The 25,308-nt window shown below is 70.3% G+C and carries 21 protein-coding genes and 1 riboswitch; of the genes, 8 read left to right on the top strand and 13 right to left on the bottom strand.

All coding sequences use genetic code 11. From position 1 onward, the window contains the following. Nucleotides 1-150 precede the first annotated feature (150 nt). Complete coding sequence (gene lhgO / locus ACIBK8_RS34515) at nucleotides 151-1,359, top strand: L-2-hydroxyglutarate oxidase (RefSeq protein WP_399046508.1); 1,209 nt, start codon at nucleotides 151-153, stop codon at nucleotides 1,357-1,359. 112 nt (nucleotides 1,360-1,471) lie between these two features. Here lhgO and ACIBK8_RS34510 read toward each other — a convergent pair whose 3' ends face one another. Further along, nucleotides 1,472-2,737 carry a PQQ-binding-like beta-propeller repeat protein gene (locus tag ACIBK8_RS34510; protein ID WP_399046507.1) on the bottom strand — a complete coding sequence of 422 codons (1,266 nt, stop codon included), beginning with the start codon at nucleotides 2,735-2,737 and terminating at the stop codon, nucleotides 1,472-1,474. A gap of 711 nt (nucleotides 2,738-3,448) precedes the next feature. On the opposite strand from ACIBK8_RS34510, the gene trmB reads away from it, so the two are divergent. Further along, nucleotides 3,449-4,375, top strand: coding sequence for a tRNA (guanosine(46)-N7)-methyltransferase TrmB (gene trmB / locus ACIBK8_RS34505; RefSeq protein WP_399046506.1), 927 nt, complete (start codon nucleotides 3,449-3,451; stop codon nucleotides 4,373-4,375). A 72-nt stretch (nucleotides 4,376-4,447) separates the two neighbouring features. Continuing rightward, entirely contained in the window at nucleotides 4,448-5,761 is a 1,314-nt protein-coding gene (locus ACIBK8_RS34500; RefSeq protein ID WP_399046504.1) for a PrsW family intramembrane metalloprotease, read from the top strand. Nucleotides 5,762-5,773: 12 nt separating this feature from the next. Here the strand turns inward: ACIBK8_RS34500 and ACIBK8_RS34495 are convergent, their stop codons facing one another. After that, a complete protein-coding gene (locus tag ACIBK8_RS34495; protein WP_399046502.1) occupies nucleotides 5,774-6,952 on the bottom strand; it encodes an MrcB family domain-containing protein in 1,179 nt (392 codons plus the stop codon). Nucleotides 6,953-7,323: 371 nt separating this feature from the next. On the opposite strand from ACIBK8_RS34495, the gene ACIBK8_RS34490 reads away from it, so the two are divergent. After that, entirely contained in the window at nucleotides 7,324-7,626 is a 303-nt protein-coding gene (locus ACIBK8_RS34490; RefSeq protein WP_399046501.1) for a hypothetical protein, read from the top strand. A 99-nt stretch (nucleotides 7,627-7,725) separates the two neighbouring features. Here the strand turns inward: ACIBK8_RS34490 and ACIBK8_RS34485 are convergent, their stop codons facing one another. Together ACIBK8_RS34485 and ACIBK8_RS34480 are read right to left on the bottom strand one after the other, a co-directional pair. Next, complete coding sequence (locus ACIBK8_RS34485) at nucleotides 7,726-8,667, bottom strand: aldo/keto reductase (protein WP_399046499.1); 942 nt, start codon at nucleotides 8,665-8,667, stop codon at nucleotides 7,726-7,728. A 170-nt stretch (nucleotides 8,668-8,837) separates the two neighbouring features. After that, nucleotides 8,838-10,001 carry a M23 family metallopeptidase gene (locus ACIBK8_RS34480; RefSeq protein ID WP_399046498.1) on the bottom strand — a complete coding sequence of 388 codons (1,164 nt, stop codon included), beginning with the start codon at nucleotides 9,999-10,001 and terminating at the stop codon, nucleotides 8,838-8,840. An 11-nt stretch (nucleotides 10,002-10,012) separates the two neighbouring features. After that, a riboswitch (cyclic di-AMP (ydaO/yuaA leader) is annotated at nucleotides 10,013-10,168 on the bottom strand. A gap of 432 nt (nucleotides 10,169-10,600) precedes the next feature. On the opposite strand from ACIBK8_RS34480, the gene ACIBK8_RS34475 reads away from it, so the two are divergent. Beyond that, the gene (locus ACIBK8_RS34475; RefSeq protein ID WP_399046496.1) at nucleotides 10,601-11,692 is read left to right on the top strand and encodes a DUF2332 domain-containing protein; all 1,092 of its coding nucleotides are present in this window, start codon (nucleotides 10,601-10,603) and stop codon (nucleotides 11,690-11,692) included. Between the two features lie 29 nt (nucleotides 11,693-11,721). Here ACIBK8_RS34475 and ACIBK8_RS34470 read toward each other — a convergent pair whose 3' ends face one another. Both ACIBK8_RS34470 and ACIBK8_RS34465 read right to left on the bottom strand, forming a co-directional pair. Next, nucleotides 11,722-12,858: a PP2C family protein-serine/threonine phosphatase gene (locus ACIBK8_RS34470; protein ID WP_399046518.1), complete on the bottom strand. Its 1,137-nt coding sequence runs from the start codon at nucleotides 12,856-12,858 to the stop codon at nucleotides 11,722-11,724. A gap of 181 nt (nucleotides 12,859-13,039) precedes the next feature. Next, nucleotides 13,040-14,587: an MFS transporter gene (locus tag ACIBK8_RS34465; RefSeq protein ID WP_399046495.1), complete on the bottom strand. Its 1,548-nt coding sequence runs from the start codon at nucleotides 14,585-14,587 to the stop codon at nucleotides 13,040-13,042. A gap of 94 nt (nucleotides 14,588-14,681) precedes the next feature. Here ACIBK8_RS34465 and ACIBK8_RS34460 point away from each other — a divergent pair, with 94 nt between their 5' ends. Continuing rightward, a complete protein-coding gene (locus ACIBK8_RS34460) occupies nucleotides 14,682-15,101 on the top strand; it encodes a winged helix-turn-helix transcriptional regulator (protein WP_399046494.1) in 420 nt (139 codons plus the stop codon). A gap of 102 nt (nucleotides 15,102-15,203) precedes the next feature. Here the strand turns inward: ACIBK8_RS34460 and ACIBK8_RS34455 are convergent, their stop codons facing one another. After that, nucleotides 15,204-17,054, bottom strand: coding sequence for an FG-GAP-like repeat-containing protein (locus ACIBK8_RS34455; protein ID WP_399046492.1), 1,851 nt, complete (start codon nucleotides 17,052-17,054; stop codon nucleotides 15,204-15,206). Nucleotides 17,055-17,121: 67 nt separating this feature from the next. Continuing rightward, nucleotides 17,122-17,841 carry a hypothetical protein gene (locus ACIBK8_RS34450; protein WP_399046490.1) on the bottom strand — a complete coding sequence of 240 codons (720 nt, stop codon included), beginning with the start codon at nucleotides 17,839-17,841 and terminating at the stop codon, nucleotides 17,122-17,124. Between the two features lie 411 nt (nucleotides 17,842-18,252). On the opposite strand from ACIBK8_RS34450, the gene ACIBK8_RS34445 reads away from it, so the two are divergent. Together ACIBK8_RS34445 and ACIBK8_RS34440 are read left to right on the top strand one after the other, a co-directional pair. Further along, entirely contained in the window at nucleotides 18,253-19,350 is a 1,098-nt protein-coding gene (locus tag ACIBK8_RS34445) for a hypothetical protein (RefSeq protein WP_399046488.1), read from the top strand. Nucleotides 19,351-19,393: 43 nt separating this feature from the next. Continuing rightward, entirely contained in the window at nucleotides 19,394-19,882 is a 489-nt protein-coding gene (locus ACIBK8_RS34440) for a hypothetical protein (protein ID WP_399046486.1), read from the top strand. Nucleotides 19,883-19,945: 63 nt separating this feature from the next. Here ACIBK8_RS34440 and ACIBK8_RS34435 read toward each other — a convergent pair whose 3' ends face one another. The 5 genes from ACIBK8_RS34435 to ACIBK8_RS34415 all read right to left on the bottom strand — a co-directional run bounded on the left by ACIBK8_RS34435 (nucleotide 19,946) and on the right by ACIBK8_RS34415 (nucleotide 25,186). Beyond that, the gene (locus tag ACIBK8_RS34435) at nucleotides 19,946-21,472 is read right to left on the bottom strand and encodes an RICIN domain-containing protein (protein WP_399046484.1); all 1,527 of its coding nucleotides are present in this window, start codon (nucleotides 21,470-21,472) and stop codon (nucleotides 19,946-19,948) included. 730 nt (nucleotides 21,473-22,202) lie between these two features. After that, nucleotides 22,203-22,592, bottom strand: coding sequence for a hypothetical protein (locus tag ACIBK8_RS34430; protein ID WP_399046482.1), 390 nt, complete (start codon nucleotides 22,590-22,592; stop codon nucleotides 22,203-22,205). 76 nt (nucleotides 22,593-22,668) lie between these two features. Further along, nucleotides 22,669-23,211: an NUDIX hydrolase gene (locus ACIBK8_RS34425; protein ID WP_399046481.1), complete on the bottom strand. Its 543-nt coding sequence runs from the start codon at nucleotides 23,209-23,211 to the stop codon at nucleotides 22,669-22,671. Between the two features lie 11 nt (nucleotides 23,212-23,222). After that, nucleotides 23,223-24,347 (bottom strand): adenosylhomocysteinase, encoded by a 1,125-nt coding sequence (locus tag ACIBK8_RS34420; RefSeq protein ID WP_399046479.1) that lies wholly within the window; start codon nucleotides 24,345-24,347, stop codon nucleotides 23,223-23,225. Beyond that, nucleotides 24,257-25,186 carry a hypothetical protein gene (locus ACIBK8_RS34415; protein WP_399046477.1) on the bottom strand — a complete coding sequence of 310 codons (930 nt, stop codon included), beginning with the start codon at nucleotides 25,184-25,186 and terminating at the stop codon, nucleotides 24,257-24,259. Before ACIBK8_RS34415 ends, ACIBK8_RS34420 begins: the two co-directional genes overlap by 91 nt. Nucleotides 25,187-25,308 lie beyond the last annotated feature (122 nt).

Below are 25,308 nucleotides of genomic sequence, written 5' to 3'. Positions count from 1 at the left end.
TCACACTCCGCCCGCTCCGTGTGTCTCCCCCCTTTCGCTGCCCTCGCCGCGTTGTCAGTACCGCGCGTCATGATGGGGTATGTCGTTCGGTGATGAGGTGCGGGCCCGCGGTCAGGGGCGGATCCGCGGTCCCGGGGTTGGGGAGGTGCAGTGGCGGCGTACGACTGCGATGTACTGGTGATCGGTGCCGGCATCGTCGGGCTCTCCACGGCCTGGGCGATCACCCGCGCCGTTCCGGACGCGCGTGTGGTGGTCCTGGAGAAGGAGGCGGGGCCCGCCCGCCATCAGACCGGGCGCAACAGCGGCGTGATCCACAGCGGCATCTACTACCCTCCCGGCTCCCTCAAGGCCCGCTTCGCCCTCCAGGGCTCGGCGGAGATGGCCAAGTTCTGCGCCGAACAGGACGTGCCGTACGAGCTCACGGGCAAGCTGATCGTCGCCACGGACCGCAGCGAGCTGCCCCGGCTGCACGGCCTGATCCAGCGCGGCCGGGAGCACGGCCTGCCGGTGCGCGAGCTGGGCCCGGCCCAGATAGCCGAGTACGAACCCGCGGTGCGCGGCCTGGCCGCCATCCATGTCGGCACGACCGGCATCTGCGACTTCGGCGCCGTCGCCCGCCGCTTCGCCGCCCTCGCCGAGGACGCCGGCACCCGCATCGCCTACGGCGCGGAGGTCACCCGGATCGCCCGCCGCCCCGGCCGGGTCGCGGTCGGCACCGCGTCCGGGGCGGTCTACCGCGCCCGCGCCCTGGTCAACTGCGCCGGGCTGCACAGCGATCGCGTCGCGCGGCTCGCGGGCGACGACCCGGGCATGCGGATCATCCCGTTCCGTGGCGAGTACCGCACCCTCGCCCCGGAGCTCGCCCCGCTCGTCCGCGGTCTGGTCTACCCCGTCCCCGACCCGGCCTTCCCGTTCCTCGGCGTCCACCTCACCCGCGGTATCGACGGCGCCGTCCACATCGGCCCGAACGCCGTGCCCGCCCTCGCCCGCGAGGGCTACGCCTGGCACACCGTCCGCCCCGCCGAGCTGGTCGGCACCCTCGCCTACCGCGGCTCCTGGCAGATAGCCCGCCGCCACTGGCGCCACGGCGCGGGCGAACTCCACCGCTCGCTGTCCCGTCACGCCTTCGCCGACGCCGTGCGCCGCCTGCTGCCCGCGGTCTCCGATGACGACCTCAGGCCCGCCCCGGCCGGCGTCCGCGCCCAGGCCGTCCTCCCCGACGGCACCCTCGTCGACGACTTCCTCTTCGCCGAGACCCCCGGCATCGTCCACGTCCTCAATGCCCCGTCCCCGGCGGCCACGGCCTCCTTGCCGATCGGGCGGGAGATCGCGCGGCGGGTGGCGGGGATCCTGACATAGGGGCCGGCACGGCAAGGGGCGGCACGAGGCATACCGCCTCGCACCGCCCACGGACCACGCGCCCGCACCTCCCGGCCCCCAAGACGCCATGGGCGGGCCGACCGCGGGTACGTCAGGTGCCCGGCACCTGGAACGCCCGGATGAACGGCGCGTCACCCGACGGGTGATTGCCCTCGATGTAGAGCGTGTGCTCGTTGTCGTTCCAGCGGACCGACATCTGCGTCGCGGAGGGGAGATCGTGCTTCGGGTCGTAGAGCGTGCCCAAGACCTTCTCCTTGCCGTCCCGCAGCCCCAGGGAGAGCAACTGGGGGTCCTGCGTGCCGAGTTGGGTGGCCGTTCCCTTGGACGACCCGACCACGATGGCGTTCTCGCCGTCCAGCGCGGTGGCCGCGGCCCCGCTCCGCTTCCAGAGCAGCTTGCCGCTCTTCAGGTCGACGGCAGCGGTTCCCGAGCTGTTGCCGTAGGTCGTCACCAGCACCTGGGCGTCCCCGTCGACCATGGTGGTGCGGGGCACGAAGTCCAGCTCCTTCAGATCGCCGGTCAGCTCGATCCGCTTGTCCGGCTCGGGATCACCGGTCGTCGTGTAGGTCTGGAGGACGCGGGTCGGCTCGCTGTCGTCGCTCCTCATGAGCAGCGCCAGCGGCTCGTCCGACACGATCCGTTCGAGGTCCAGCTTCTCCCCGTGGAGATTCGCGGAGATGCTGTCGAGGTCCAGGTGCTGGATGTCCAGCTGCCGCTTCGGCTTCCCGTCCGAGCAGTCGCTGACCCGCGCCATGTACTCGGCGCTCAGCCCGACCGACACCATGCAGTGGTGACCGCGCCGCTTCAGCTGCCACTTGCCGACGCCGCCCGTGACGCTGAAGCCCGCGTAGGTGTCCCCGATCGCCACGGCGACGTACTCGCGGCTGATGCCGACGTGCGGGTGCGTCTCCTTGGCGCGGCCCTTGAGGTTCTTCACCCAGAGCGTGCGCCCGGTGTTCGAATCGAAGACGGACAGATACGAGCAGTCACCGCCGCCCGCGTCGAAGACCGCGGCGCCCACACCCTCGCTGCTCGGTTCCGCGGGCAGGGCACACACGCCGCCGGCGCCCTTGGGGGTTTCGAGCTCCCACTGCTGCTTGCCGGTCTGACGGTTGTAGGCGCGCACACCGTCGTGGCCGCCGAAGATGACCTCGTCATCGTTGAGCCACATCGCCCGCATGCCGTTGTCCTCGTCGGGGCGGCTGGTGGTCGACTGCAGGTCGACGTTCCACTTCCGGGCCATGGCCAGCGGCGGCTTCTCCTCGCCGGCATCACCGGAACCGCCCGCCAGGAAGAAGTACCCGCCCACCCCGAAGGCGATCAGCACGACCAGCACGATGCCGATGATGGCGGGCACCGGCACCCCCCTACGGGGCGGACTCCCCGGCGCTCCCGGGAACGGCGGCATCGGACCGCCCGGGGGCGGGACCTGCCCCGGTATCCCGTGCGGCGCGTACCCCGGACCCGGCTGCGGCCCACCGGGCGGCGCGGGCGGATACGCGTACCCCTGCGGCGGCTGGCCGGGCTGGCCGGGCTGGCCGGGGCCTGCGTACGGGTAGGGGGTGCCCTGCGGCTGTGACGGTGGCGGCACCGGCGCCGGTGCCGGTGCCGGTGCCGGGCCGAACTGACCCTGACTGCCCGGGGGTTGATCCGTAGGGAGCCCGGCGGGCGGGACGGCACCGGCCGGTGGGTGACCCGTAGGAGGACCGGCGGGCGGGACGGCACCAGCCGGGCCCGGCTGCGGCGGCACGCCCTGCCCGTGGAACCCCGGCCCTCCCGGATACGGCGCCGCCGGGACGGCCGGGCCCGGCTGATCCGGCCGATCCGGCTGCGGGACGGCCGGCGGCACAGGCGCGGGCGCGGGCGGCACCCCCTGCGACTCCGGTGGATTCCCGGCGCTGCCCTGACCGTCCTGCGGCACGATGAACCGACCCCCTGGTTGTTTTGCCTGCGTATCAGCGACGCATCGTATGCAGCCGACTGCGCAGAGCGCCAACAGCCGTCCCGTCCCGCCCACGGCACCGGAGGCGGTGTCCGGCCGGCGCCGCCCCCGTAGAATCTCCGCACTGTGTCCGAGAACCCCGCCACCCCCGAACCCGCCCCCGCGACCGACGCCGCAGGGCCCGTCAGCCCTGACGCCCCGGAACCCGGCGCCTCTCCCGGTACGCCCCCGGGAAGCCCGGCCCCCGCGGCCACCGGCCCCTCCGGAACAGTCCCCTCCGATATGGATCTTTCCGATACGGACCCCTCCGGCCCCGCCCGCCGCACCCAGCCGATGTTCCCCGACGGGACCGGGCCCGCGGCCGACCCCGCGGGCTCCCACCACGAGCGGCGGATCCGCTCCTTCCAGCCCCGCCGCAGCCGCGTCTCGCCCAGCCAGGCCGACGCGCTGCGCCGCATGTGGGCGAAGTGGGGCCTGGACATCGACGGGCTCTCCCGCATCGACCTCGACGCGTTCTTCGACGGCCTGCCGGTCGTCCTGGAGATCGGCTTCGGCATGGGCGAGGCCACGGCGCAGATGGCAGCCGCCGACCCGGACACCGGCATCCTCGCCTGCGACGTCCACACCCCGGGCCAGGGCAACCTCCTCGCCCTCGCGGAGCGCAACGGCCTGACCAACATCCGCGTGGCGAACGGCGACGCGATCATCCTGCTGCGCGAGATGCTCGCCCCCGCGTCCCTGGCCGGCCTGCGCGTCTTCTTCCCCGACCCCTGGCCGAAGAAGCGCCACCACAAGCGCCGGCTGATCCAGCCGGACTTCCTCTCCTTGGTCACCACCCGGCTCGCCCCCGGCGCCCTCGTCCACTGCGCGACCGACTGGGAGCCGTACGCCGAGCAGATGCTTGAGGTGCTCTCCGCCGAGCCGACGCTCCAGAACCTCCACTCCGGGTACGCGCCCCGGCCGGACTTCCGCCCGCTCACCAAGTTCGAGGGCCAGGGCCTGGACAAGGGCCACACCGTCCACGACCTGCTCTTCCGCCGCCGGCCTGTGTAGGGCGAGGCGGGCCCGGTGGCGGAGGGGCGGGCGCCCCGGCCCGGCCCCCGCGCCCCTCGTTACTGTCGACGGGTGCACCCGCCCCCGCCGCCGTCGCTTCCGCCCCTACCGGCGGACGCGCCCGACACCCGCCCGTACGCCTCCGCGTACGCGGGCGCTCCCCGAAGGCGTGCGCCCTGGCACAACAAGGCCGTGCGCACGGCCGCGCTGATTCTGCTGCTCGCGGGGTCCGGCGTACTCATCCTGGTGATCATCGGCCGGCAGACCGGAACCGAGGGCTTCTTCGTCGGCCTGGGCCTGTCCGCCTTCCCCGTACCGCTGCTGATCGCCGCGTTCCGTCGGCTGGGCCGCATCGCACCGGAGCCGTGGCGCAACCTCGTCTTCGCCTTCGCCTGGGGCGCCTGCGCGGCCACCCTCGTCGCACTCCTCGCCAACGGCTTCGCCACCGACTGGCTGGACACCACCTTCACCCACGCCTCCCCTTCCTCCACCCAGGCATGGGGCGCGAACGTCATAGCGCCGGTCGTCGAGGAAACCGCCAAGGCCGCCGCCGTCCTGCTCCTCTACCGCTTCCGCCGACGCGATTTCGACGGCATCACGGACGGCATCGTCATCGCCGGCATCACCGCCACCGGCTTCGCCTTCACCGAGAACGTCCTCTACCTGGGCAGCGCCTTCGGCCAGGACCTCTCGATGGGCCACACCGGCCTCAACTCCCTCACCGCCGGCACCTTCTTCCTCCGCATCGTCGTCTCCCCCTTCGCCCACCCCCTCTTCACCATCCTCACGGGCCTGGGCTTCGGCGCCGCCGCCACCCGCTACCCGCACCGCCGCACGTCCCGCGTCGCCCTCGTCCTCTTCGGCCTGCTGACCGCCGTCCTCCTGCACGCCGTCTGGAACACCGCCGCCTCCCTCGACGACCTCGGCTTCCTCACCGTCTACGGCCTCTTCTTCGTCCCCGTCCTGCTCACCGTCACCTGGTTCGCCCTCTGGGCCCGCCGCCAGGAACTGCTGTCCCTGCACAGCTACCTCGCCCCGTACACCGCCACCGGCTGGCTCACCCCCACCGAACCCGCCGCCCTCTCCTCCCTCAAAACCCGAACCCTCGCCCGCGACCTGGCCCGCCACACCCACGGCCCCACCGCCGCCCAAGCCGTCACCACCTACACCACCCTCGCCACCACCCTCTCCTTCCACCGCCGCCGAGCCCATCTCACGGGCCCCACCCCCCACTTCACCGAACGCGAGACCGCCCTCCTCCGAGACCTGTGGCACCACAAACCGGTGGCAGAACCGGCGTTGCTGCATGCGTGGGAGGTGGGGGGTGCGGAGGACACCACTCCGGCGCCACCCGACGGCGACCCGCCGAGGCCCGATGGTTACTAAGGTCGCGCACGCCTACTGTTGGGCTTCGGCCATCCCCCACGCGATCGCTGATGCGGAGCCCGCCCACCCTTCCTTCGTACGCCAGATTGCGCCGATCCCGTGGTCTTCCAGGTACGTGGTGTAGACGCCAATTTCTTCGGAGAAAAGGCCTAGTAGATGCGGCTTGGGCATGCCGCTGTACAAGAAATAGCTGTACTCAAGCAGTTGCCCTACTGCCTCGCGCACAGCCTGGGTGGCATTGCCCTTCTTCACCGCCTTGGCCTCCACCAACCACTCAGTGGCGTGGGCTCCATTGTCGCCCCCAGAGCGGAGGACAAGATCGCGAGGGTGTGCCCTCTCCGTGATGGGGATGAAGCCCCTGCCATGAATGTACGGACCGAAGCTCCGAATCAGACCTTCGTGCACTTGCTTCTTAGTTTGCTGACGGGCAATGATTTCGGCGACGTAGTCATCCCCCGTCTTCGGGTGGAAACCCTCCAGTCCCCGGTATGTCGCATGCGCCTGAGGAACGTACTCAACGGTAGGCCCGTCTGGCGCGCTCACGACCTGGACTTGCGCCTCCACATCAAGCGCCGCCTTCAGAATCATGCCCATGATGCCCAGGTCAGCGCAGAGATCGCCTTCACTGGGAAGCTTCGCTATGTCGTAGCAGCGGCCGGCCACGCTACTTGCCTCGTACGCACGAGGCCGCCACTCGTGGTGCCTCAGTTGAGGACGGTCCGTCCAGTCCGCGACCAGATCATGGGGAAGCTCAGCCAGGAGGGCCCGTGCTCGAAAGGCCAGGTGGTTCCGCAGCCTCTGCCCTCTGGTACGCAATTCGTCACGCATCGCCGTGACACCTTGCTGGAGTGTAAGGGTCACCGATGCCAAATCCGCCGAGAAAATGTAGGCGAGGTAGAGGCCGTTGGTACCTGACCCGCCGGCAGACGGGTCGAAGACACGGATCCATGGCGTTGCCGCGGCTCCCCCTTGGCCACCATGCCCTGTGGCCTTCATCCCGTACGGCAGGGCGTCGGCCAGCCGCTCGCTAGCTGCCTTGAGCACAGCCTGCCCGGGATTACCGCTCGTCGTCGTGAGCGTCGTGTCGAACGTGGTGGCTACATCGAGGAGCAGATCGCGAATACCCATGCACAAAAAATAGTTGAGATCGATCAGCCATGAATACCCCCCACCCTGATTCGAATGATTCACGCCAGTATGGGAGCTTCAGGTGACGCCGCGACCAACTGCTCACCTGGCAATAGCTCTAGGCGCCCCCGAACAGACCCGAGATGCAGTCACGCATCCATTTTTCTGCCCAATGGTCGCAGTCACGCCCCTCCTCGACGCCCGAAGCGCAACAAAAATGAACTGACTGGCGCTACCGCTTCTTCACTTAGGGGATGCTCGCTAACTAGTCACGCCCTTACCTCGAACGACCAGGCATTGTGACCAACGCCATGTTGAGGCGCTAGCTCTACCAACGCCTCACAGTCAACGACTAACGGTTCGTATGCTGAAGAATGGAAGTAGAGTCAAGTGAAGGCGCAGTCGTCGTTTTCCGTTAGCGAGAGGTAAGAAACATGGCTGAAATCCCCACCACCCCCGTAGCCACCACCGGCCTCCTCGCCGGCTATGCCGTGGCCCGCTGGACGAAGAAGCGGCCCTTGGGTGGGGCGGTGTTGGCTGCGGCCGGGGCGGTGGCGGTCAAGGGATGGCAGGAGAAGGCCGGGGGGAAGGCTGCGGCTGCGCTGGGTGGGGTGTATGTGGCGGCGTTTGCCGGGTCGCATCCGCTTGCGAAGAAGGTCGGGGCGTGGCCTTCGGTGTTCGCGGTGGCGGGCGGGATGGCGCTGGCGTCGTGGCTGGTGGCCGACCGGCGGGTGTGAGGCGCGGGAGCGCGTACGAGGACGGCCGTACGGGCCGGGGCGGCAGTCGCGCCCCGGCCCGTACGGCTGTCGTGCCGCCCCGGTGTACGGGGCTTCGTGTCAGGCCGACGCCTCGTTCAGGAGCGTCAGTTCGGCGTCCGTGAGGGTCAGGTCCAAGGACGCGAGGAGGGACGGGAGTTGGGCGACCGTGCGGGCGCTGGCGATGGGGGCGGCGACCGTGGGGCGGGCGGCCAGCCAGGCGAGGGCGACGGTGGCGATCTCGGCGTCGTGGGCGGCTGCGACGGTGTCGAGGGCCTGGAGGACGCGGGGGCCGCGGTCGGTGGCCAGGTACTGGGCGGCCTTGGCCGAGCGGGCGCTGTCGATGTCCGTGCCGGGGCGGTACTTGCCCGTCAGGAAGCCGGATGCGAGGGCGTAGTACGGGACGGCGGCGAGGCCGTGGCGGGCGGCGACGTCGGCCAGTTCGCCCTCGTAGGTGTCGCGCGAGACCAGGTTGTAGTGCGGCTGGAGGGCGACGTAGCGGGCCAGGCCCTCGCGGGCGGAGCAGGCCAGGGACTCCTCCAGGCGCGGCGCCGAGATGTTGGACGCGGCGATCTCGCGGACCTTGCCGGCCTTGACGAGGTCGTCGAGCGCGGTGAGGAACTCCGCGACCTCGACCGACTCGTCGTCGTAGTGCGTGTAGTAGAGGTCGATGTAGTCCGTGCGCAGGCGGCTCAGGGATCCGTCGACGGCCTTCTTGATCGTCGCGGTGGACAGGCCCTTGAGGCCCGGCTGGGCGCCGACCTTGGTGGCGATGACGACGTCGGCGCGGTTGCCGCGGGCGGCCAGCCAGTTGCCGATCACCGTCTCGGACTCGCCGCCCTTGTTGCCCTCGACCCAGAACGAGTAGGCGTCGGCGGTGTCGATGAAGTTGCCGCCGCCCGCCACGTACGCGTCGAGCACGGCGAACGACTCGGCTTCGTCGGCCGTCCAGCCGAAGACGTTGCCACCGAGGGAGAGCGGGGAGACGGACAGCGAGCCGAGGTTCTTGCGTGAAACGGTCATACGTGGTGGCAGCGTCGGGCGGGAGGGGAATATTCCGCCCCCGCCCGACCCACGACCGGTCAGCCGCGCCGGACCCGCCTCGTCGGCCGATCAGCCGTGCCGGACCCGCCTCATCGGACCCGCCCCGCCGACCGGCCGTGCCGTGACCGCCGTGCCCGCCCCGCCCGGTGTCAGACCTTCAGGCCGTGGTCCCGCAGCCAGGGCATGGGGTCGACGGGGTCGCCGCCGCCCGGCCTGACCTCCAAGTGGAGGTGGGGTCCTGTGACGTTCCCGGTGGCGCCCACCCGGGCGATGACCTCGCCGGTGCCGACCTTGCCCGAGGTCTTCACCATGGACGAGAGGTGGCAGAACCAGAGTTCGGTGCCGTCGTCGAGGGTGAGGACGACGCGGTAGCCGTACGAACCGGCCCAGCCCGCCTGGGTGATGGTGCCGGAGTGCACCGCCTTGACGGGAGTGCCGGTGGGGGCGGCGAAGTCCTGGCCGGTGTGGTCGGCGGCCCAGCGGTCGCCTGCCTGGCCGAAGCTCGCCGTGAGGGTGTACGAGGTGACCGGGAGGAGGTAGCTCTTGGCGAGTTCGGCGAGCCGCTCGGCCTCCGCCTTCTTGTGGGCCGCCGCCTTCGCCTCCCGCTCGGCCTCGGCCCGCGCCGCCTCCTTGGCCGCCGCGGCCTTCTTCTGCGCCGCCGCAGCGGTCTTCTCGGCCTGTTCGACGGCGGACTGCTCGGCCGCGTCACGGGCGTCCTGCTCGGCGGCGCTCTGCTGCGCGTCGGCCTGCTGGAGGATGCGGCTGCGCAGCGCCTCGCCCGCGCCGCCCGTCCCCTGGGTGCCGTCGGCCGGGGTGAGGCCGGCGGAGGAGAGCGGTGCCGACGCGTGGGTGGCGGAGGTGGCGGGGGTGCCGGATTCCGGTGCGGCGGAGTCGGCCGCGGAGTCGGCTGCCGCGTCGGATTCGTCCGAGATGAGGGGGCCGATGCCGGGCAGGGACTCGGCGTCCGGCAGCTTCTCCGAGAGGTCGTCGGTGATCGCGCCGAGGTCGGGCACGGAGATCGGCACCGGCGGCTTTCCCTCGGCCGTGGCCATCCCGCCGGCGCCGACCGCCGCGATGACACCGACACCGAGGACCGTGCCGCCGCGGGCGAATCCCCCGCTGCGCTGCTTGGCGACCCGGTGTTTGCCGCGGGCGGCGCGGACGGATTCCTCGGTGGGGTTCCATTCCTCCCACGGGCCCTCGCCTGCGTCGTCACGGCCGAGGCCGCCGGACGGCCGGGGGCCGTCGAAGGGGACGGTGTCGTCGAGGGCGTAGGCGGACGGAGCCTCGGGGGCAGACCTGTTGGACGCCACGGGGGCGCACTCCTTTCCTTCCTTCTCGCCTACCGGGTTAGCTGACGGGTTCGGAGCAGGAAGGTCTCCTACGGGCGGCCTCTGGCGCGAGGCGTCCGATTCACCCCATGATGGTGGTTCCCCGGTTCCCTCCGCGCGGTTCGGGATCCATCCGGCATTCCAGGGCGTTTCCCGTAGTTCACGGAAGTTCCCTGCAGTTCACGGCAGTTCGTGAAATTTCGATGCTGCGGTACTGCGGTGTATCGCGGCGTGCTGCGGTGAACGTGCAGGTCGTGACCAGCGGTGGTGCCCGTGATGCCCGAGGCGCCCGAAGAGCGCTTGCAGGATTCAGCGTCGGCGCACGGTGCCGCCTCTTGCGACGGCTGGGACGACCGCGCTCCGTTATCGGACAGTAATAGAGATGGCCGCGGATTTCCAAGCGTTCTCACGAATCCGCACCCCCTACTCACCAGCTTTGGCCTGGACTTATAGGCCCACCAAGGTTCTAAACAGGGCGAGTTGACCCTCTGGCGGGAAACGGGCTGCGCGTGATTGTGCATCACTTGTTATGCAGAGGGGTGCGCGGCAATCACGGAACGTGAGGGAAGTAGCGTCTGATCATGGTCGTCAACTTCGTCAACAACGGGCAGACACTGGCGGATCGCTACCGGGACTTCTCCTGGTGGCAGGCGCGCGGGCAGTGCGAGGCCCACGAGGAACTGACGGCGCGGATCAGCCAGGACCCGGAATTCTGCGAGCTGTTGGCGGGCTCGCTGCCACCCGGCAACAAGCAGCAGCCCAACCTCCTCCTCGCCGCCGTCCGCCATCTCGACGGCCCGCACGCCGAGCAGGGCCCGCGCGGCGACCTCGCCTACCGCCGCTGGCGCGAGTGGACCATCAGGCACTGGGACGAGGTCCGCGCGGTGATCATGCGGCGCGCCACCCAGACCAACGAACCGGCCCGCTGCGCCACCCTCCTCCCGCTGCTGGCCCGCCTCCCCCAGCCGCTGGCCCTCCTGGAGGTCGGCGCGTCGGCCGGCCTGTGCCTGTACCCGGACCGCTACCGGTACGCGTTCGATGACGGCGGGGACGCGGGCGCGGCCGTGGCGGTCGGCCCGCACGACAGCCCCGTGACGTTCCGGTGCCGTACGAGCCGGGAGACCTGGGTGCCGGACGCGTCCGCGGCCCCGCCCGGACGCCTGCCCGAGGTCGTCTGGCGGGCCGGCATCGACCTGAACCCGCTCGACCCGGTCGGTGATCCCGACGCGCTGCGCTGGCTCCAGGCGCTCGTATGGCCCGGGGCGACCGAGCGGGCGCAGCACCTCCCGGCCGCCGTCGACGCCGTACGGGGAGCGCCGCGCCCCCGGATGGTGCGTGGCGACCTCGTCGACGAACTGCCCGCGCTCGCGGCCGAAGCACCGGCCGACGCGACGCTGGTCGTCTTCCACACCGCCGTACTGACCTACCTGCCGCTGGACCGCCGGGAGCGGTTCGCCACGAGCGTGCGGGAACTGCTCGCCCAGCGGGCGGGGGCAGGACACTGGATCTCCCAGGAGCACCACTCGGTCCTGCCGTGGATCGCCGCCCCGCACAGCGACGTGCTCGGCCCGGCGGAGCGGGAGCCGCTGCTGACGCTCTCCCTGGACGAGCGTCCGGTCGCCCTCACCGGGCAGCACGGCCGGAGCCTGCACTGGGTGGCGGGGACGGCGTAGGCACCCCTGCCACCCCTCGCCGCGACGCCCTACGCCGGCAGTGGCCGCTGCACCGCCAGCAGCGCCATATCGTCCGCGCCCGCCCCTCCGGTGTGCCGGGCGACCTCGTCGACCAGCGTGTCCAGGAGCGCGTCGGGCCCGGTGAAGTGGCGTCCGCGCAGCCGGGCGACCGGGTCGTAGAACGCTCCCGTGCGGTTGCGGGCCTCGGTCAGCCCGTCGGTGAACAGCAGCAGGACCGACCCGGCGGGGAAGAACGTCTCGTCCGACCGGTCGGGCCACCCGGCCACCTCGCTCAGGCCCAGGGGCAGCGCCGCCGATGCCGGGGGCAGCGCCCGCAGCCCGCCGTCCGGGGCGAGCAGCAGGGGCGGCGGGTGCCCGCGGTTGAGTACCCGCAGGACGTGTTCCGTGGGCGGGATCTCCGCGAGGACGGCGGTGGTGAACCCCTCGAACTGGTCGAGCCCTTCGCGCCGCCCGCCCTCCCGTTGCAGCGCGCGCTCCAGCCGGCCCGCGACCGCCTCCAAGGTGGCCTCCTGCTCCGCCGCCTCCCGGAACGCCCCGATGACGATCACGGCGGCCTCCACCGCTTCGAGGCCCTTGCCCCGTACGTCGCCGACGATCAGCCGCACGCCGTGCGGGGTGTCCTGCACCGCGTAGAGGTCCCCGCCGATCCGGGCGTCGGCCTGCGCCCCGACGTACCGGGCGGCGACCGCGAGCCCGGCGACCCGCTCGGGCGGCGTGGGCAGCACGGCCCGCTGGGCGGCCTCCGAGACGTCGCGTACGGACGCCAGCGTGGCGTCGGACCTGCGGACGACCCGGTTGATGCCGAGCGCGAGGACGGCGACGACGAAGACCGTCGAGACCTCCGTCGCGGACTCGTTGGTGTCATGGGCGCCGTGACTCGTCACGACCCACACCGCGCCTGCCACCGCGGCGACCGCCGTGACGGCCGTGCTGCGCAGCGAGTGCAGGGGCGCGGCGACCAGGGGCGCGGCCGAGAAGAACGGCGAGGCGGTGTAGCGGGCCGGCGTGACGATGTCGAAGACCAGGCCGGAGGCGATCAGGATCGCGGGCAGCCAGCGCGCCAGCCTGCGGCCGATGGGCGACATCTGCGCCCGGCGCGCCCGCCGTTCCCCTTCGCCCGTGCGGGCCCTCCCGCCTCGACGCATCCGCACCGGCATCTTCCCGCTCCTGGCGCCCGTCCGTCCTTGAGCCGTCGGCCCCTTCGTCCGCCGGGCCCGGCCCTGCCCGTCCTTTCGTCCGTCGGCGCCCGGCACCCGTCCCTCAGGTTTTCGGGTGCCGGGCCCGGCAGCGACTCCTCGTGGGCCGGACGGGTCACGGAAGGGGCGGTCAGGGCTCGGCGCGCCGGGTGCGCAGCAGTCCGGCCGCCAGCAGCGCGGTGCCGAGCAGGCCGCAGGACGCGAGGAGGCAGACCGCGGTGAACCCGTGGTCGTAGGCGCGTCCTGCCGCGTTCAGCACCGTGCGCGCGGCAGGACGTCCGAGGTGGTCCGCGATGTCGTCGGCCGCCGCGAACGACCGGCTCGCGGCGGCCCGGTGGCCGGGTGACAGGCCGGGGGTGGCCGGCATCGTCAGGCGGTACACCGCCGTCAGGGCGGTGCCCAGTACGGCGACGCCGAGCCCGGCGCCCAGTTCGAAGGAGGTCTCCTGGATGGCGGCGGCCTCCCCGGAGCGTTCCGGTGCGGCGGCGCCCATGACGGAGTCGGCCCCCAGTGTCATGACGATCCCCGCGCCGTAGCCGGCCACCAGCAGCAGGGGCACCAGCGCGCCGTACCCGCAGGTCGCGGCCGGCAGCGCCGCCAGCGCGACGGCGAAGACCGCGAGCGCCCCGCTCAGCGCCCTGCGGTTGCCCCAACGCCCGGACACCCAGGGGGCGGTGGCCGCCCCGACGGCGTTGGCGGCGGCCAGCGGCACCAGCACGAGCCCGGCCCCCAACGGCGAGTGGCCGCCCACCTGTTGCAGCCACTGTGTGAGGAAGAACAGCAGGGCGACGTAGCTGCCGAAGCAGACGATGACGCAGAGGGCGGCGGTCGAGAAGCGGCGGTCGGCGAAGAGGGTGACGTCCAGCAGCGGTTCGGCCAGCCGCCGCTGGCGCCGGACGAAGACGACGAGCAGCAGCGCACCGCCGAGCGCGGCGACGGCGACACCCGGATCCACCCGAAGGTGCTCACCGGCCCGCTTGAGCGCGAAGACCACACCGGCGAGACCGGCGATCGACAGCGCCACGCTCACCACGTCCCACCTGCGGGGAACGGGGTTCTTCGACTCGGGTATGACACGCCGGCCGACGACGAAGATGGCCAGGGCGATGGGGACGTTGACGAGGAAGACGGCGCCCCACCCCCAGCGCTCCGTCACGAAACCGCCCACCAAGGGGCCGACGGCCGCCCCCACGCTGTGTGCCGCGGTCCAGATCCCGATGGCGAAGGACCGCTCGCGGGTGTCGGTGAACGCGACGCGGATGAGGGCCACGGTCGACGCCATGATCATCGCGGCGCCCGCTCCGAGGAGGGCGCGTGCGGCGATCAACTGCCCCGTGGAGGAGGCGAAAGCGGCGGAGGCGGAGGCCAGTCCGAACACCGCGAAGCCGCCGAGCACCATGCGTTTGCGGCCGATGCGGTCGCCCAGCGTGCCGCAGGTCACCAGCAGGGCGGCCAGCGTCAGGGAGTAGACGTCCACGATCCACAGCAACTGCGCGCCGGTGGGACGCAGCTGCTGACTCATCCGGGGCACCGCGACGTGCAGGACCGTCAGGTCGATGCCGCACAGCAGCAGGCTGGTGCACAGGACACCCAGCACCGCCCACCGTCGCCCCGACGGCGCCGACGCCTCCTCTGCCGGTAACGACGCGGTACGCGGGCCGACTTCACAGTTCGCCATGACTGCACTGTCTGCTGTCCTGACCATCGCGGACAAGTACGGTCATGAATGTGCCGTAGTACCACTTTGTATACCTACGGGGAAAGGCGGGGCCGTGCGCGGCGACGTACAGAACACCTCCCAGTACTGCGCCATCGAGATCGCCATGGAAGTGCTCGGCGGCCGATGGAAGCTGGCCATCCTGAAGCAGCTCATCGAACACGGCACGCTGCGCTTCAGCGCACTCAAGCGGGCGCTGCCACGCATCACCCAGCGCATGCTCACCCGCCAGCTGCGGGAGCTGGAGGCCGACGGCCTGGTCGAGCGCACGGTCTACCGAGAGGTACCGCCGAAGGTCGAGTACGCCCTGACCGAGGCCGGACGCAGCCTCCAGGACGTGGCGAAGCAGCTCGACACCTGGGGCCAGTGGTACTTGGACACCCTCGGCTCCCCCGCGCGCACCCGGCCGGGCGACGAGGCACCGGACCGCCCCGAAGACCTCGGCGACGGCAGCGCCCGGAAGTCACCCGCCTGAGCCGCCCCGCCCTTCGGACCAGGGACGCGGCACGACGCCAGGGGCCGGTCGGATGCTCCCGACCGGCCCCTGGACGCACCCGGCGACCGCGCCCTGCGAGGGTTACCGGGTCCTGAAGCGCCGGAAGAGGTTCCGGGCCACGTACACCCCAGGGCCACCGAAGCCGACGAGGTCGACGCGCCCGTCACCGGTGATGTCGGCGAGGAAGCGGGGGTGCCGGTCGACCCGCCAGCCGCCCGCGTCCTCGTTGTACCCGAACCCGCGGCACACCAACTGGGCCTGCTCGAACCGGCCGTCGCCGCGGCTGTGCGACACCCAGACCCCCTCGTCGCCGAAGCCGACGATGTCCGGGTTGCCGTCGCCTGTGACGTCGGCGAGGAGCCGGAGGTGCTTGCCGCCCGTCCACCCCTGCGCGAGCCCGAAGTCGTTCAGGACGAGCTTCGGGCGCTCGAACGTGCCGTCGCCGCGCCCGCGTGACACGACGACGCCCTGCGGGCCGAACCCGACGATGTCCAGTGCGCCGCCGCCGGTGGTCCCGACCAGGAACCTGGGGTGCTCCGCGACCGAGCTCCACCCCTGGTCGGCCCCGAAGTCGTCGAGGACGTACAGGGGCTCGGCGAACGTCCCTTCCTCGTCCTGGAGCGACACCCAGACGCCGTCGTCGTGGAAACCGACGATGTCGAGCCGACCGTCACCTGTGGTGTCGACGAGAAAACGAGGATGCTTCTCGGCAAGCCAGCCACCCGCCTTCTCCTCGTGGCCGAACGCCCGGAGAACGGGTTCATCGGCGACCGCTGCGAACTTTCCCTCCTCGTCCTGGAGCGACACCCGGACACCGTCGTCGTGGAAACCGACGATGTCGAGCCTGCCGTCACCTGTGGTGTCGACGAGGAAGCGGGGGTGCTTGTCGGCAACCCACCCGCCGGCCTGCTGGCCGTGTCCGAACGCCTTGAGGGCCGGCTCGCCGCCCGCGGGCGCGAACGTCCCGCTCTCGTCCTGGGAGGACACCCGGACACCGTCGGCGGCGAGCACGACGACATCGGGCCTGCCGTCGCCGGTCGTGTCCACGACGGTCCACAGGTCCGCGGGGCTCGGGGAGGGCACGGGTCGGTGCAGGACGCGCTCGTCGTCGAACGTGCCGTCGCCTCTGCTGGACGACGTCACCGCCCCCTTCGCGGGTTCGAGCCCGACGATGTCCTCCCGCCCTGCGCCCGTGGTGTCGGCGAGGAACCGCGCACCGGCCCCGGCCCACCAGCCCGGTTGCCCGCCGGGAGAGCGGGTGGGGGTGGCCCCGTCGGTCTTCCATCCCCCGGCGTCCTGGTCGCTCCCGAACTGCTCCAGGACCAGCAGCAGGTCGCTGAAGGAGGGCGTCGCTTCGGGTGCCGGCCGCAGCGCGGTCGAGCGGGCCAGCCGCCAGGACCGGCGGCCGTTCCAGTGGCTCAGGGATGCCCAGCGCAGCACGGGGTCGCTGAGACGCTCCGGCTCGGCCGGGACGAACCGCCACCGCTGGCTCTCCGCGCTGTCGTCGTGCTCACGCAGGACGATCCGGGTGTCGTCATCGCCGGGGTCGGCGAGGTCGAGAACGGCGCCATCGGTCGCGCCCTCGATGACGTAGCAGCCCGCCTCGCCCTCGACGGGGACGACGTGCCACTGCTGGCCCTTCTTGCCGGCGGCGGCGTCCCACTGGCGGACGCCGCGGTCCGCGGCGGCGGGGTCGTCGAGCACCTTGCCGCTGACCGCGTTGCGGATCACATAGACCTGGTCGTCCTGCGCTTGCCCGCCTTGCGCGGCCTGCACGGGGGCGAGCTGCCACTGCTCAGGACTCGGGCCGCCATCGGGGAAGTCGCGGACGACGAGCGCCCCGTCCGCGCTCGGCGCGGCCTTGGCGCCGAGGGGCTTCCCCGTGGCGGCGTTGACGATCTCCAGCTTCAGTTCTTCCGTGGGCACGGACATCGTGGTGCCTCTTCCAGGCGGTACGGGCGTTGTCTCGGGACGGGTGTGGCACGGCGGTGCCCGCGGATCACGTGAAGACGTGGTGGTACGGGACGTTCCACTCGTTGGGCAGCCGCGGATAGAACGTGTTGATGACCGTCCCGGTGAAGTCCCCGCCCCAGTTGTAGGTGAGGCGCACCTCGCTGTTGGCCGTCACCGCGTGGTCCTTGAACCCGAGGATGGCGTCGGGGTGGGTGATCGGCACGAAGGTGATCCCGCCCCACGGCGTCACCGTGACGACCCAGAGCTGGGTGTCCTCGGGCGCGCCGTTCTTCCCGCGCCACTTGTCGCCGACCCTGTCGGGGAGGCCGACCTGGACGGTGTCGGCGGTGCTCTTGGGCGCATCCTGGTGGACGCTGATGCGCCTGCGCTGCGGCTTCGGCGCACCGTCGTCGCCGCGCCCGGCGTCGGCTTCGCCCGCGCCGGCGGGCTTGGGCGAGACCTGGCCGGCGGCGCTCTCGATGAAGTACAGCGGTCGCTGCCCGAAGAAGCCGGCGGGGGTGATGTGCCAGAGGTGGCCCTGCGCCTCCTTGGTGGCCGGGTCGAGCGCGGTGGCCAGCTGGACCCCCTTGTCGTGACTCTCCTCCTTCAGCTCGGCGGGCCGCAGATAGCCGCCGTTGAAGGCGTGGACGAGCATGACCGGCCGGTTCTCGATCAGCGCTGCCACGATTGCGTTGTCATAACTGTTCACCGCTACCGGGCCGCCGACCACCAAATTCGCCATCGTCGTGCGTTCTTGGGTGTACATCGCGGAAACCTCACCTGTTCTGAATATGGAGAACAACGCGTCGGACACTCAGTCCAGTGGTCGATCACGCGGAATCACCGCAGGCCGAATCGCCCTCGGTCGAGACGAATCCGAAGGTGAATGGAAGACCGAAGCCCACACCCTCATGCACGGCAACGACCGAGGCCACAACACCCGTGGACAGGGCTGCCTGAAGGGCATCGGCCGAGTGATCGACAGCGCCTCAACTTACCGCCGTTTCCCCCGAGTTGGGGGCGGTCGGCGAACCCCGTTCACCCGATTGAGCGTGATCTTCGGAGGCACCTTCCCGGGCAATGGACCCCGTGATAACTTCGATTTTCGGAACATGCGCATATGTCTATTTCCACTTCACCGAGCACGGTTCGACCAGAATTAGTCGAGGACGGGGAAATGCCTTCCAACGCGTACAACCTGGAACGGGCCAAGCGCCAGCCGCTGACGAAGAAAAACCTGCGGGAACTCGGCATCGAGCAGACCTGGCAGTCCGTTCTGGACCACCCCAACCTGGTTTACGTCGACGATTACGGCGTGCAGCACAAGCCCGTCGGATTCTCCGTGAACAAGTCGAGCTTCGGCGCTTTCCCCGGCTCCGCGTCCAAGCTGGGCTGGCTCGCCTACATGAACCTCGGGGAGCCGCTGATCGAGGAGCGGGGCAACATCAGCCAGCCCCCGCCCGACACCTTCTCCTCGCGCGCCTACGTCAACCGCAGCCGGACGTCCAAGATGACCTTCACCGACTCGGTCGACTTCACCGTGTCGAACGGGGTCACCTGGTCGCTCCAGGGGGACGCCAAGCTCACCTTCGGCGGCAGCGTCAGCGCGCAGCTCCAGCTCCAGTTGCAGAACCAGCTCAAGCTGGACCTCCAGTCGCAGCTTCAGGCGCAGAGCCAGAACGAAGTGGCGAACCGGAACACGGACACCGTGACCAACAAGAACAGCAAGGACAGCGTCGGCGTGGACAACGCCCACGCCACCGAGGCGTCCACGAGGAACTCGGCAACGAACTCCGCGACGAACTCGGTCACGAACTCGGCGGCGTTCACGACCACGGGCAGCGCCACCGGCAGCGCGACGCTCAACGCCCAGTTGGCGCTGGGCATCACGGCTTCCGTCGGCGGCTCCCTGACCACCAGCTGGACGTCCAAATCGCAGATCTCCGGCGAGATCGAGCCGGACTCCCGCGTGAAGACCCTCGTCACGCAGCGGCGTACGCACAAGCAGTACACCTACGAGATCCCGGTGACCTTCTCCGGGCTGCTCGCGGTGAAGTACGACGTGCCGGTGAAGGTCCTCTCTCCCCCGCAGCCCGGGGACTACCCCGGCCTCGACCAGTTGGTCGCCCGCGACATCGGCGACCTCGACCTGGCGGGCGGCGGCTTCCGCATGAAGGGGCTGGCCGAGGTCGTCTCCGCCCTGGAGGTCCACCACACGATGTTCGACGGCGAGAGCCTGGCGGACAGCCAACGAGCGCTGCACAAGCAGCCTTGACCGGGCGGGCGGCGCCACCACGACGACGATCAGGGGTGATGACATGGTGTTCGACAACATCTTCGGCTTCGCAGGCAAAGGCGCGGGGCTCTTCTCCGTAACCACCGACGGCACCAAGCCGCAGCCGGGCGCGGGCGTCGACTTCGAGGACGCCGACGACGGCACATACGACGACACGAGCACGAGCCTCTTCAACAACGCGATCCACGGGGCCACTTCCCGCGCGAAGGTCGTGCAGGAGCAGTCGCCCGAAGCGCGGGCCGTCCTGGGCTTCCTCGGCTCCTTCATCCAGACCACCCAGGAGTCGGCCGGCGCGCAGGCCCAGTACGCCGGGAATCCCAGCTCGGTGTCCACGGCAGCGTCCGCCGGCATGCAGGAGTCGAGTGCGACGGTGACGGAGCACAGCGGCCTGCAGAAGGACGAGGACCTGGAGAGCAAGCCGAAGAAGAGCGACTTCTCCAAGCCTCCCAAGGCTCCGGAAACCCCCGAGGCACCCAAGCCGGCCGCCGAGGGCACATCCGATTCCCAGTAGTGCACGACGCAGTGCACGGCTCCCGAGGGGGCAGGGGCGATCTCGCCCCTGCCCCCTCGTGCGTCATACGGGCAGCAGCTGCCACTGCCGTTCCCGGTGGTCGCCCTCCGCCCCGTGCTGCTTGATCACCGTGCGGGCATTGGTGTCGACCCGCAGCAGCAGACCGCTGTTCCGGTTCGCGATCTCGTACACCCGCGGGGTGTCGGCCACGGAGCCCACCGGGATCAGCCGCCACTGCTGGTGGTGTGCGTCGTCCCCTTCGTAGGCACGTTGCGCGACCACCGCCCCGGCCCTCTCCTGCGCGCCGACGACCTCCAGGACCTTGCCGCTGCGCACGTTCTCGATCCGGTACAGCACATCGCCGTTGTCCTGGCCCGCCGCGATCAGCCGCCACCGCTGGTGGCCCCTCGGGGTGGCGAGGGACTGGTGGATCTCGGCTCCGTCCTTGGTGGACTCGCGCTGGACCGCCATCCGCAACCTGCTCCGGACGCTCGCCCAGGAGACCACCGTGCCCGAATCGGGCAGCCCGGCCATCTTCGGCGACGCAATCTTCCGGATCCGGTTGTTGACGAAGTCGGCGATATAGAGGGTGTCGACGCAGTCCACAGCGAGCCCGTACGGGGTGTTCAGCTGGGCTGAAGCGGCCGGGCCGCCGTCACCACCGAAGCCCGCCGCGCCCGTACCGGCGACCGTGCTGATCGTCCCGTCCACCGCCACCTTCCGCACCCGGTGGCCGCCGTACTCCGCGATGTGGAGAACACCCTCGCCATCCACCACCACCCCCACCGGGCCGTTCAGCTTCGCCGAAGCGGCCGGGCCGCCGTCACCGCCGAAACCCGCGGCGCCCGTACCGGCGACCGTGCTGATCGTCCCGTCCACCGCCACCTTCCGGACCCGGTGGCCGCCGTACTCCGCGATGTAGAGGACCCCCTCGCCATCCACCGCCACTCCGTGCGAGCGGTTCAGCTGGGCCGAGACCGCCGGACCGCCGTCGCCCTTGGAGCCCGCGGTCCCGTTCCCCGCGACCGTGCTGATCTTCCCGTCAGTCGTGATCTTCCGGACCCGGTTGTTGTGGTACTCGGAGACGTAAAGGACGCCGGTGCTGTCCACCGCCACCCCCAACGGGAGGTTCAGCCGGGCGGCGGTGGCGGGGCCGCCGTCACCGCTGAAGCCCGCGGCGCCGGTGCCGATGACCGTGCTGATCGTCCCGTCGGCCGCGACCTTCCGGACCCGGTGGTTATTGGCATCGACGATGTAGAGGGCGCCTTCGCCGTCCACCGCCACCTCGCGCGGGCAGTTCAACTGGGCCGAGACGGCAGGGCCGTTGTCGCCCCGGTTGCCCGCGGCCCCGGTCCCCGCGACCGTGCTGATCTTCCCGTCAGTCGTGATCTTCCGGACCCGGTGGTTGTTGTAGTCGGAGAAGTAGAGGGTGCCGGCGCTGTCCACCGCGATCCCGTACGGGCGGTTCAACTGGGCCGAAACGGCAGGCTCGTTGTCCCCTTTGAACCCCGCGACCCCGGTGCCCGCGACCGTGCTGATCGGAGGGGCGGAGTCCTCGCCACCCGTGCTTGCCGTCTGGGGAGTGCTCATTGTCATCCCTTCACCATTCACCAACCGCCCATTACAAGCGGTTGTATGTTGATTCCAGAAAGTCACACGGGTGCCGGGTTGGCAAGATCACTTCCGAGTGACCCTCGGGGAACACATTGACGAGACACCGCACCGATCGCCGCCCCCGCCAACACCCTTACGCGAGCTGCTCGGTGGCGGCGGCACCCTGACCGAGGAGAGGGCCGTACCGGCCGGGATGCAGCCGTTCCGGAAGGCGGGGGGCCCACGCCCCGGCAGCGCGTCCACCGCAAGCTCAGAGCGGCACTGAACGGCGCCACCGCCCAGCAGTTGATCACCTTCGCTCCGGCCTCCCACGCCGAGCTGGAGTCCAGACAGCGCCCCCAGCCCACGCAAGAGGCCGAAAAGACGGAACGCCCCGGCCGGTGATCCCCGGCCGAGGCGCTACCTCGCAGGTCAGCGGCGCCGATCCGCGCCGCATGCGGTGGGCCATCAGGGGCTCGAACCCTGAACCAATGGATTAAAAGTCAGGGACACGACATGCCAGGTAACGACGACGCGTGATCACCCATGCCGTTGCCGCAGGTGAGAGGCTAGGTGCTCGATCCATGATCGCGCCCCATGCCAACCCGTTCAAAGGCGTCCGGGCTCACATCGGGCTCACGACGTACTACCTCTCACCTGCTGCAACGCGCAGCGCAGCGGATATGTGAGGCAGCGCCTGGCGCTGCCAGGGCAGGGCTGATGAACGTCAGCCCTGACCCGCAATCAGAGGCACAATGACGGCGGCGATCGCAGACGCCAACCCGCCCACGGCAATGAACCCGGCGAACTTCTCTTTGGCGGTCGGAAAGACTGCCTGCGTGAGATCGCCAGCTTTGCTACGCAGAACAACGAGCTTCAGCTTCTGCCATCTGTGCTGGCGGTAACTGCACCCCATCAAGATCCCTGAAGCGTTCTTTCGGCAATACGTCTTGCCATCGCGGTTCACAGCGCCACACCACGTCGGAATTTGGAAGAGCGCAAACGCACTGACGGCCAGCGACAGAATCAGGATGAGCAGCCCCGAACCGCTGTTCCCCCAGGCCACGATCAACGCTCCAGCAGCTACAAAACCCCAATACGTACGGAACGCTTTCATGGGTGCGGAACATACCGCCAGCACTTGCCTTCGGACAGGGCGCAAACCAGCCTCGTCAGAGCACGAGTCGGGGCAGTCAGCGCAGTGCCTGCATGACGCGGTTACGCAGCGTCTCATCCGCGATGGTGTCGGAGTCACGCCAAGCCGCGGCCGTGACCTCCTCGGTTTGCAGCTCGCCGACATTGGCCGAGGTGTGGAAGAGGAACCGGAAGTCGATGTGCTGGTGGTCGGGCTCGCCCTTGGCATTGTTCGCGGGGATGGGGTGCACGTCGATATGCAGGGGGTGCAGTCCTGCCGGGACGACGACCGAGGCAGGAATCCCGGTCTCCTCCGTCAGCTCGCGCTGCGCCGCGTCGACGAGCCGGGAGTCGTCGGCCTCCAGGTGTCCGCCGGGCAGCAACCACCGGTCGAGGGCCAGGTGCCGGATGTGGAGCACGCGGCCGGCGGGGTCGGTGAGGATCGCCCCTGCGGTGGCATGCCCGCGGAACTCCTTGCGCGAGGTGAGGTCGGCCCCGGCATCGAGGAGGTCGAGGACGGGTGCGAGACGTCCCTTCTCGTCGGGGTGGGCGTCGAGGTAGTCAGCGACGGTCACGCGGATGCGCTCGGCTGTGATGGGCACAGGCAGGTCTCCTATCGGTTGAAGTAGTCGAGCCATGTCGCCGCGATGGCGGCGCGGTCGGTCGGGCTGATCTCGTGCATACCGGGGTCGAGCTCATCGCGGGCGAGCATGGCAGAGGCAGCCAGGATCTCGGCCTGAACGAGGAAGATGAACGGGCCCACGCTGGCGCCGTGCAGGAAGTTGACGGCGTTACCGCCGTTGAGCAGGTAGAAGTAGTGGCCGGTTGTGAGGTAGCGGGTGACGTGCTCACCGATGTGGGCGCGTTCGTAGGCGTCCGGCAGTCCGTCGAGTTCGAGCTCGTCCTCGCTACTCGTCACGGTGGCCACGTAGGCCCCGTTGCGCAGCTGGGGAAAGTCCTCGCCGCGCAGCGCGAGCGAGCCGGTCGCGCAGAGCACGAGTCCGGCGTCCTGAAGGCCACTGGCCCGGTCGCGCGCGACCGTGAAGCCCTGCGAGAGGGCCTGTGTGCGACGTACGGGGTCGATGTCGTACACAGTCACTCGTACACCCTTGGCATGCAGCAGGCGGGCAATGGAGCTGCCCAGCTTGCTGAAGCCGATCACGAGCGCCGTACGACCGTGCAGGATGTCGCCTCGGGTGCGCATCAGGGCCTCGGTAGAGAACACGACGGACTGCCCGACGAGGAAGTCCTCAGGGTCCTTGAGCGGTGATCGGGCCACCGAGACGACCGGGCAGGGCAGCTTGTCGAGCTCGGCGTACCGCTTGTGCCCGTTCTCGGTGTCCTCGACCACTCCCAAAATGCGCCCGGAGAAGCGGTCGCACAGCGCACCGAGGGCCGGAGTGAAGTACCCGCCGACGTCGAGCAGCACGACAGGGCGGCCGGCGGCCCGTGCCTCGACGTAGCGCACGGCACGGTCCACGTCGGTGAACATCTCGCGCGTCAGACTTTCGCACGCGTGCCCGTCGGTCTCGACCTGGCGCCGCGCCTCGACCTGTACGGACTTCGGCTTGGGCAATACAGCCCGCAGCTCCGTCACGTTCGCCACGCCCCGCACAAACGCCGGGCGCTCCGGCAGAAGATGCGTGATCAGGAACGAGGCCGGGCGCTCCTGGGGAGCGAAGTGCGTGGCGATACGCCCGAAGTAGGCGTCAAGACGGGCGCGTTCGAAGGTTTCCATTCTTGCCTCTCCTCCCTTGCGGCGATCTCTGGTTGTGGTGCTGAGTCGATCTGTTGTTGCTCAAGGGCACGGCGCAGCCTGCCGGGGGCGGTGAGCCTCTCGCCGTCGGGCAACTCGCACCATCCGCCGAACCACTCGTCGCAGCGGTACGGGTTCGGGGCGACGAGCCATGAGCCCTTGGACAGCAGCCGCGCTGACAGGCCAACCCATGCGCCTCGACTGCCGGTCGGCACGACGAAGGAGAGGAGGTCGCCCGGACGGTCGTAGAGCACTGGGCCGAGCCCTTCCTCGGTCTGTCTGAGCTGTGCGAGCGCGAGGAACCCGGCATCGGCGGGCACCCGTACGACATCCCACTCGTGGCCGACCGAGAGCAGGTGCAGGCCGGGCACGTCCTCTACGAGCGGAGCGGCGAGCAGTGCCTCACGCAGAGACATCACGCCCCCCTCTCTGCCGTGCGCGCGGGCCGGCATCGACGGGCACGTGTCACCGCGCCTTGGGTTGGCGGACCGGACCACGATCAGGCGCGTGCTCGTCTGGGCTATCTGCTGTTCGCGCTCCACAGCGATGCGTTTCGGCCCCAGGTGGACACGAGCAGGCAGAACCACGCCGTACGCATCCGGCAGCACGAGGACGTCGAGCAGTCCCACGAAGGCCGGCGACCGTACCTCCGTGACAGGCCCCCACTCCGTGAAGAGACCGCACAGCGTCAGCTCGTGCTGTCGGGAGTATTCGGCGAGCGAGTCAGCAAGGGCAGCGTGTCTCGCCTTGCTGCTCGTCCGACGCAAGTAGCCGTACACGTGCGGGCCGTTCACCGGCCGAAGCTCTGTGATCCGTTCCATGGGTCGAGCGTCGCGGCATCCCAACGGCCTCTAAGAAGTCATCTCATTTGGCGAGTCTGCGGTAGCAGATGAGGGTGCAGGCGATGCTGGTGAAGGCGAGGAAGTGGTCAGCCTTGCGCTCG

It is taken from the genome of Streptomyces sp. NPDC050161 (assembly GCF_044460025.1).
In the GTDB taxonomy this organism is placed as follows: Bacteria; Actinomycetota; Actinomycetes; order Streptomycetales; family Streptomycetaceae; genus Streptomyces.
Note: the sequence above shows the minus strand (reverse complement) of the source record. Positions and strands in the feature narration are given on the sequence as shown.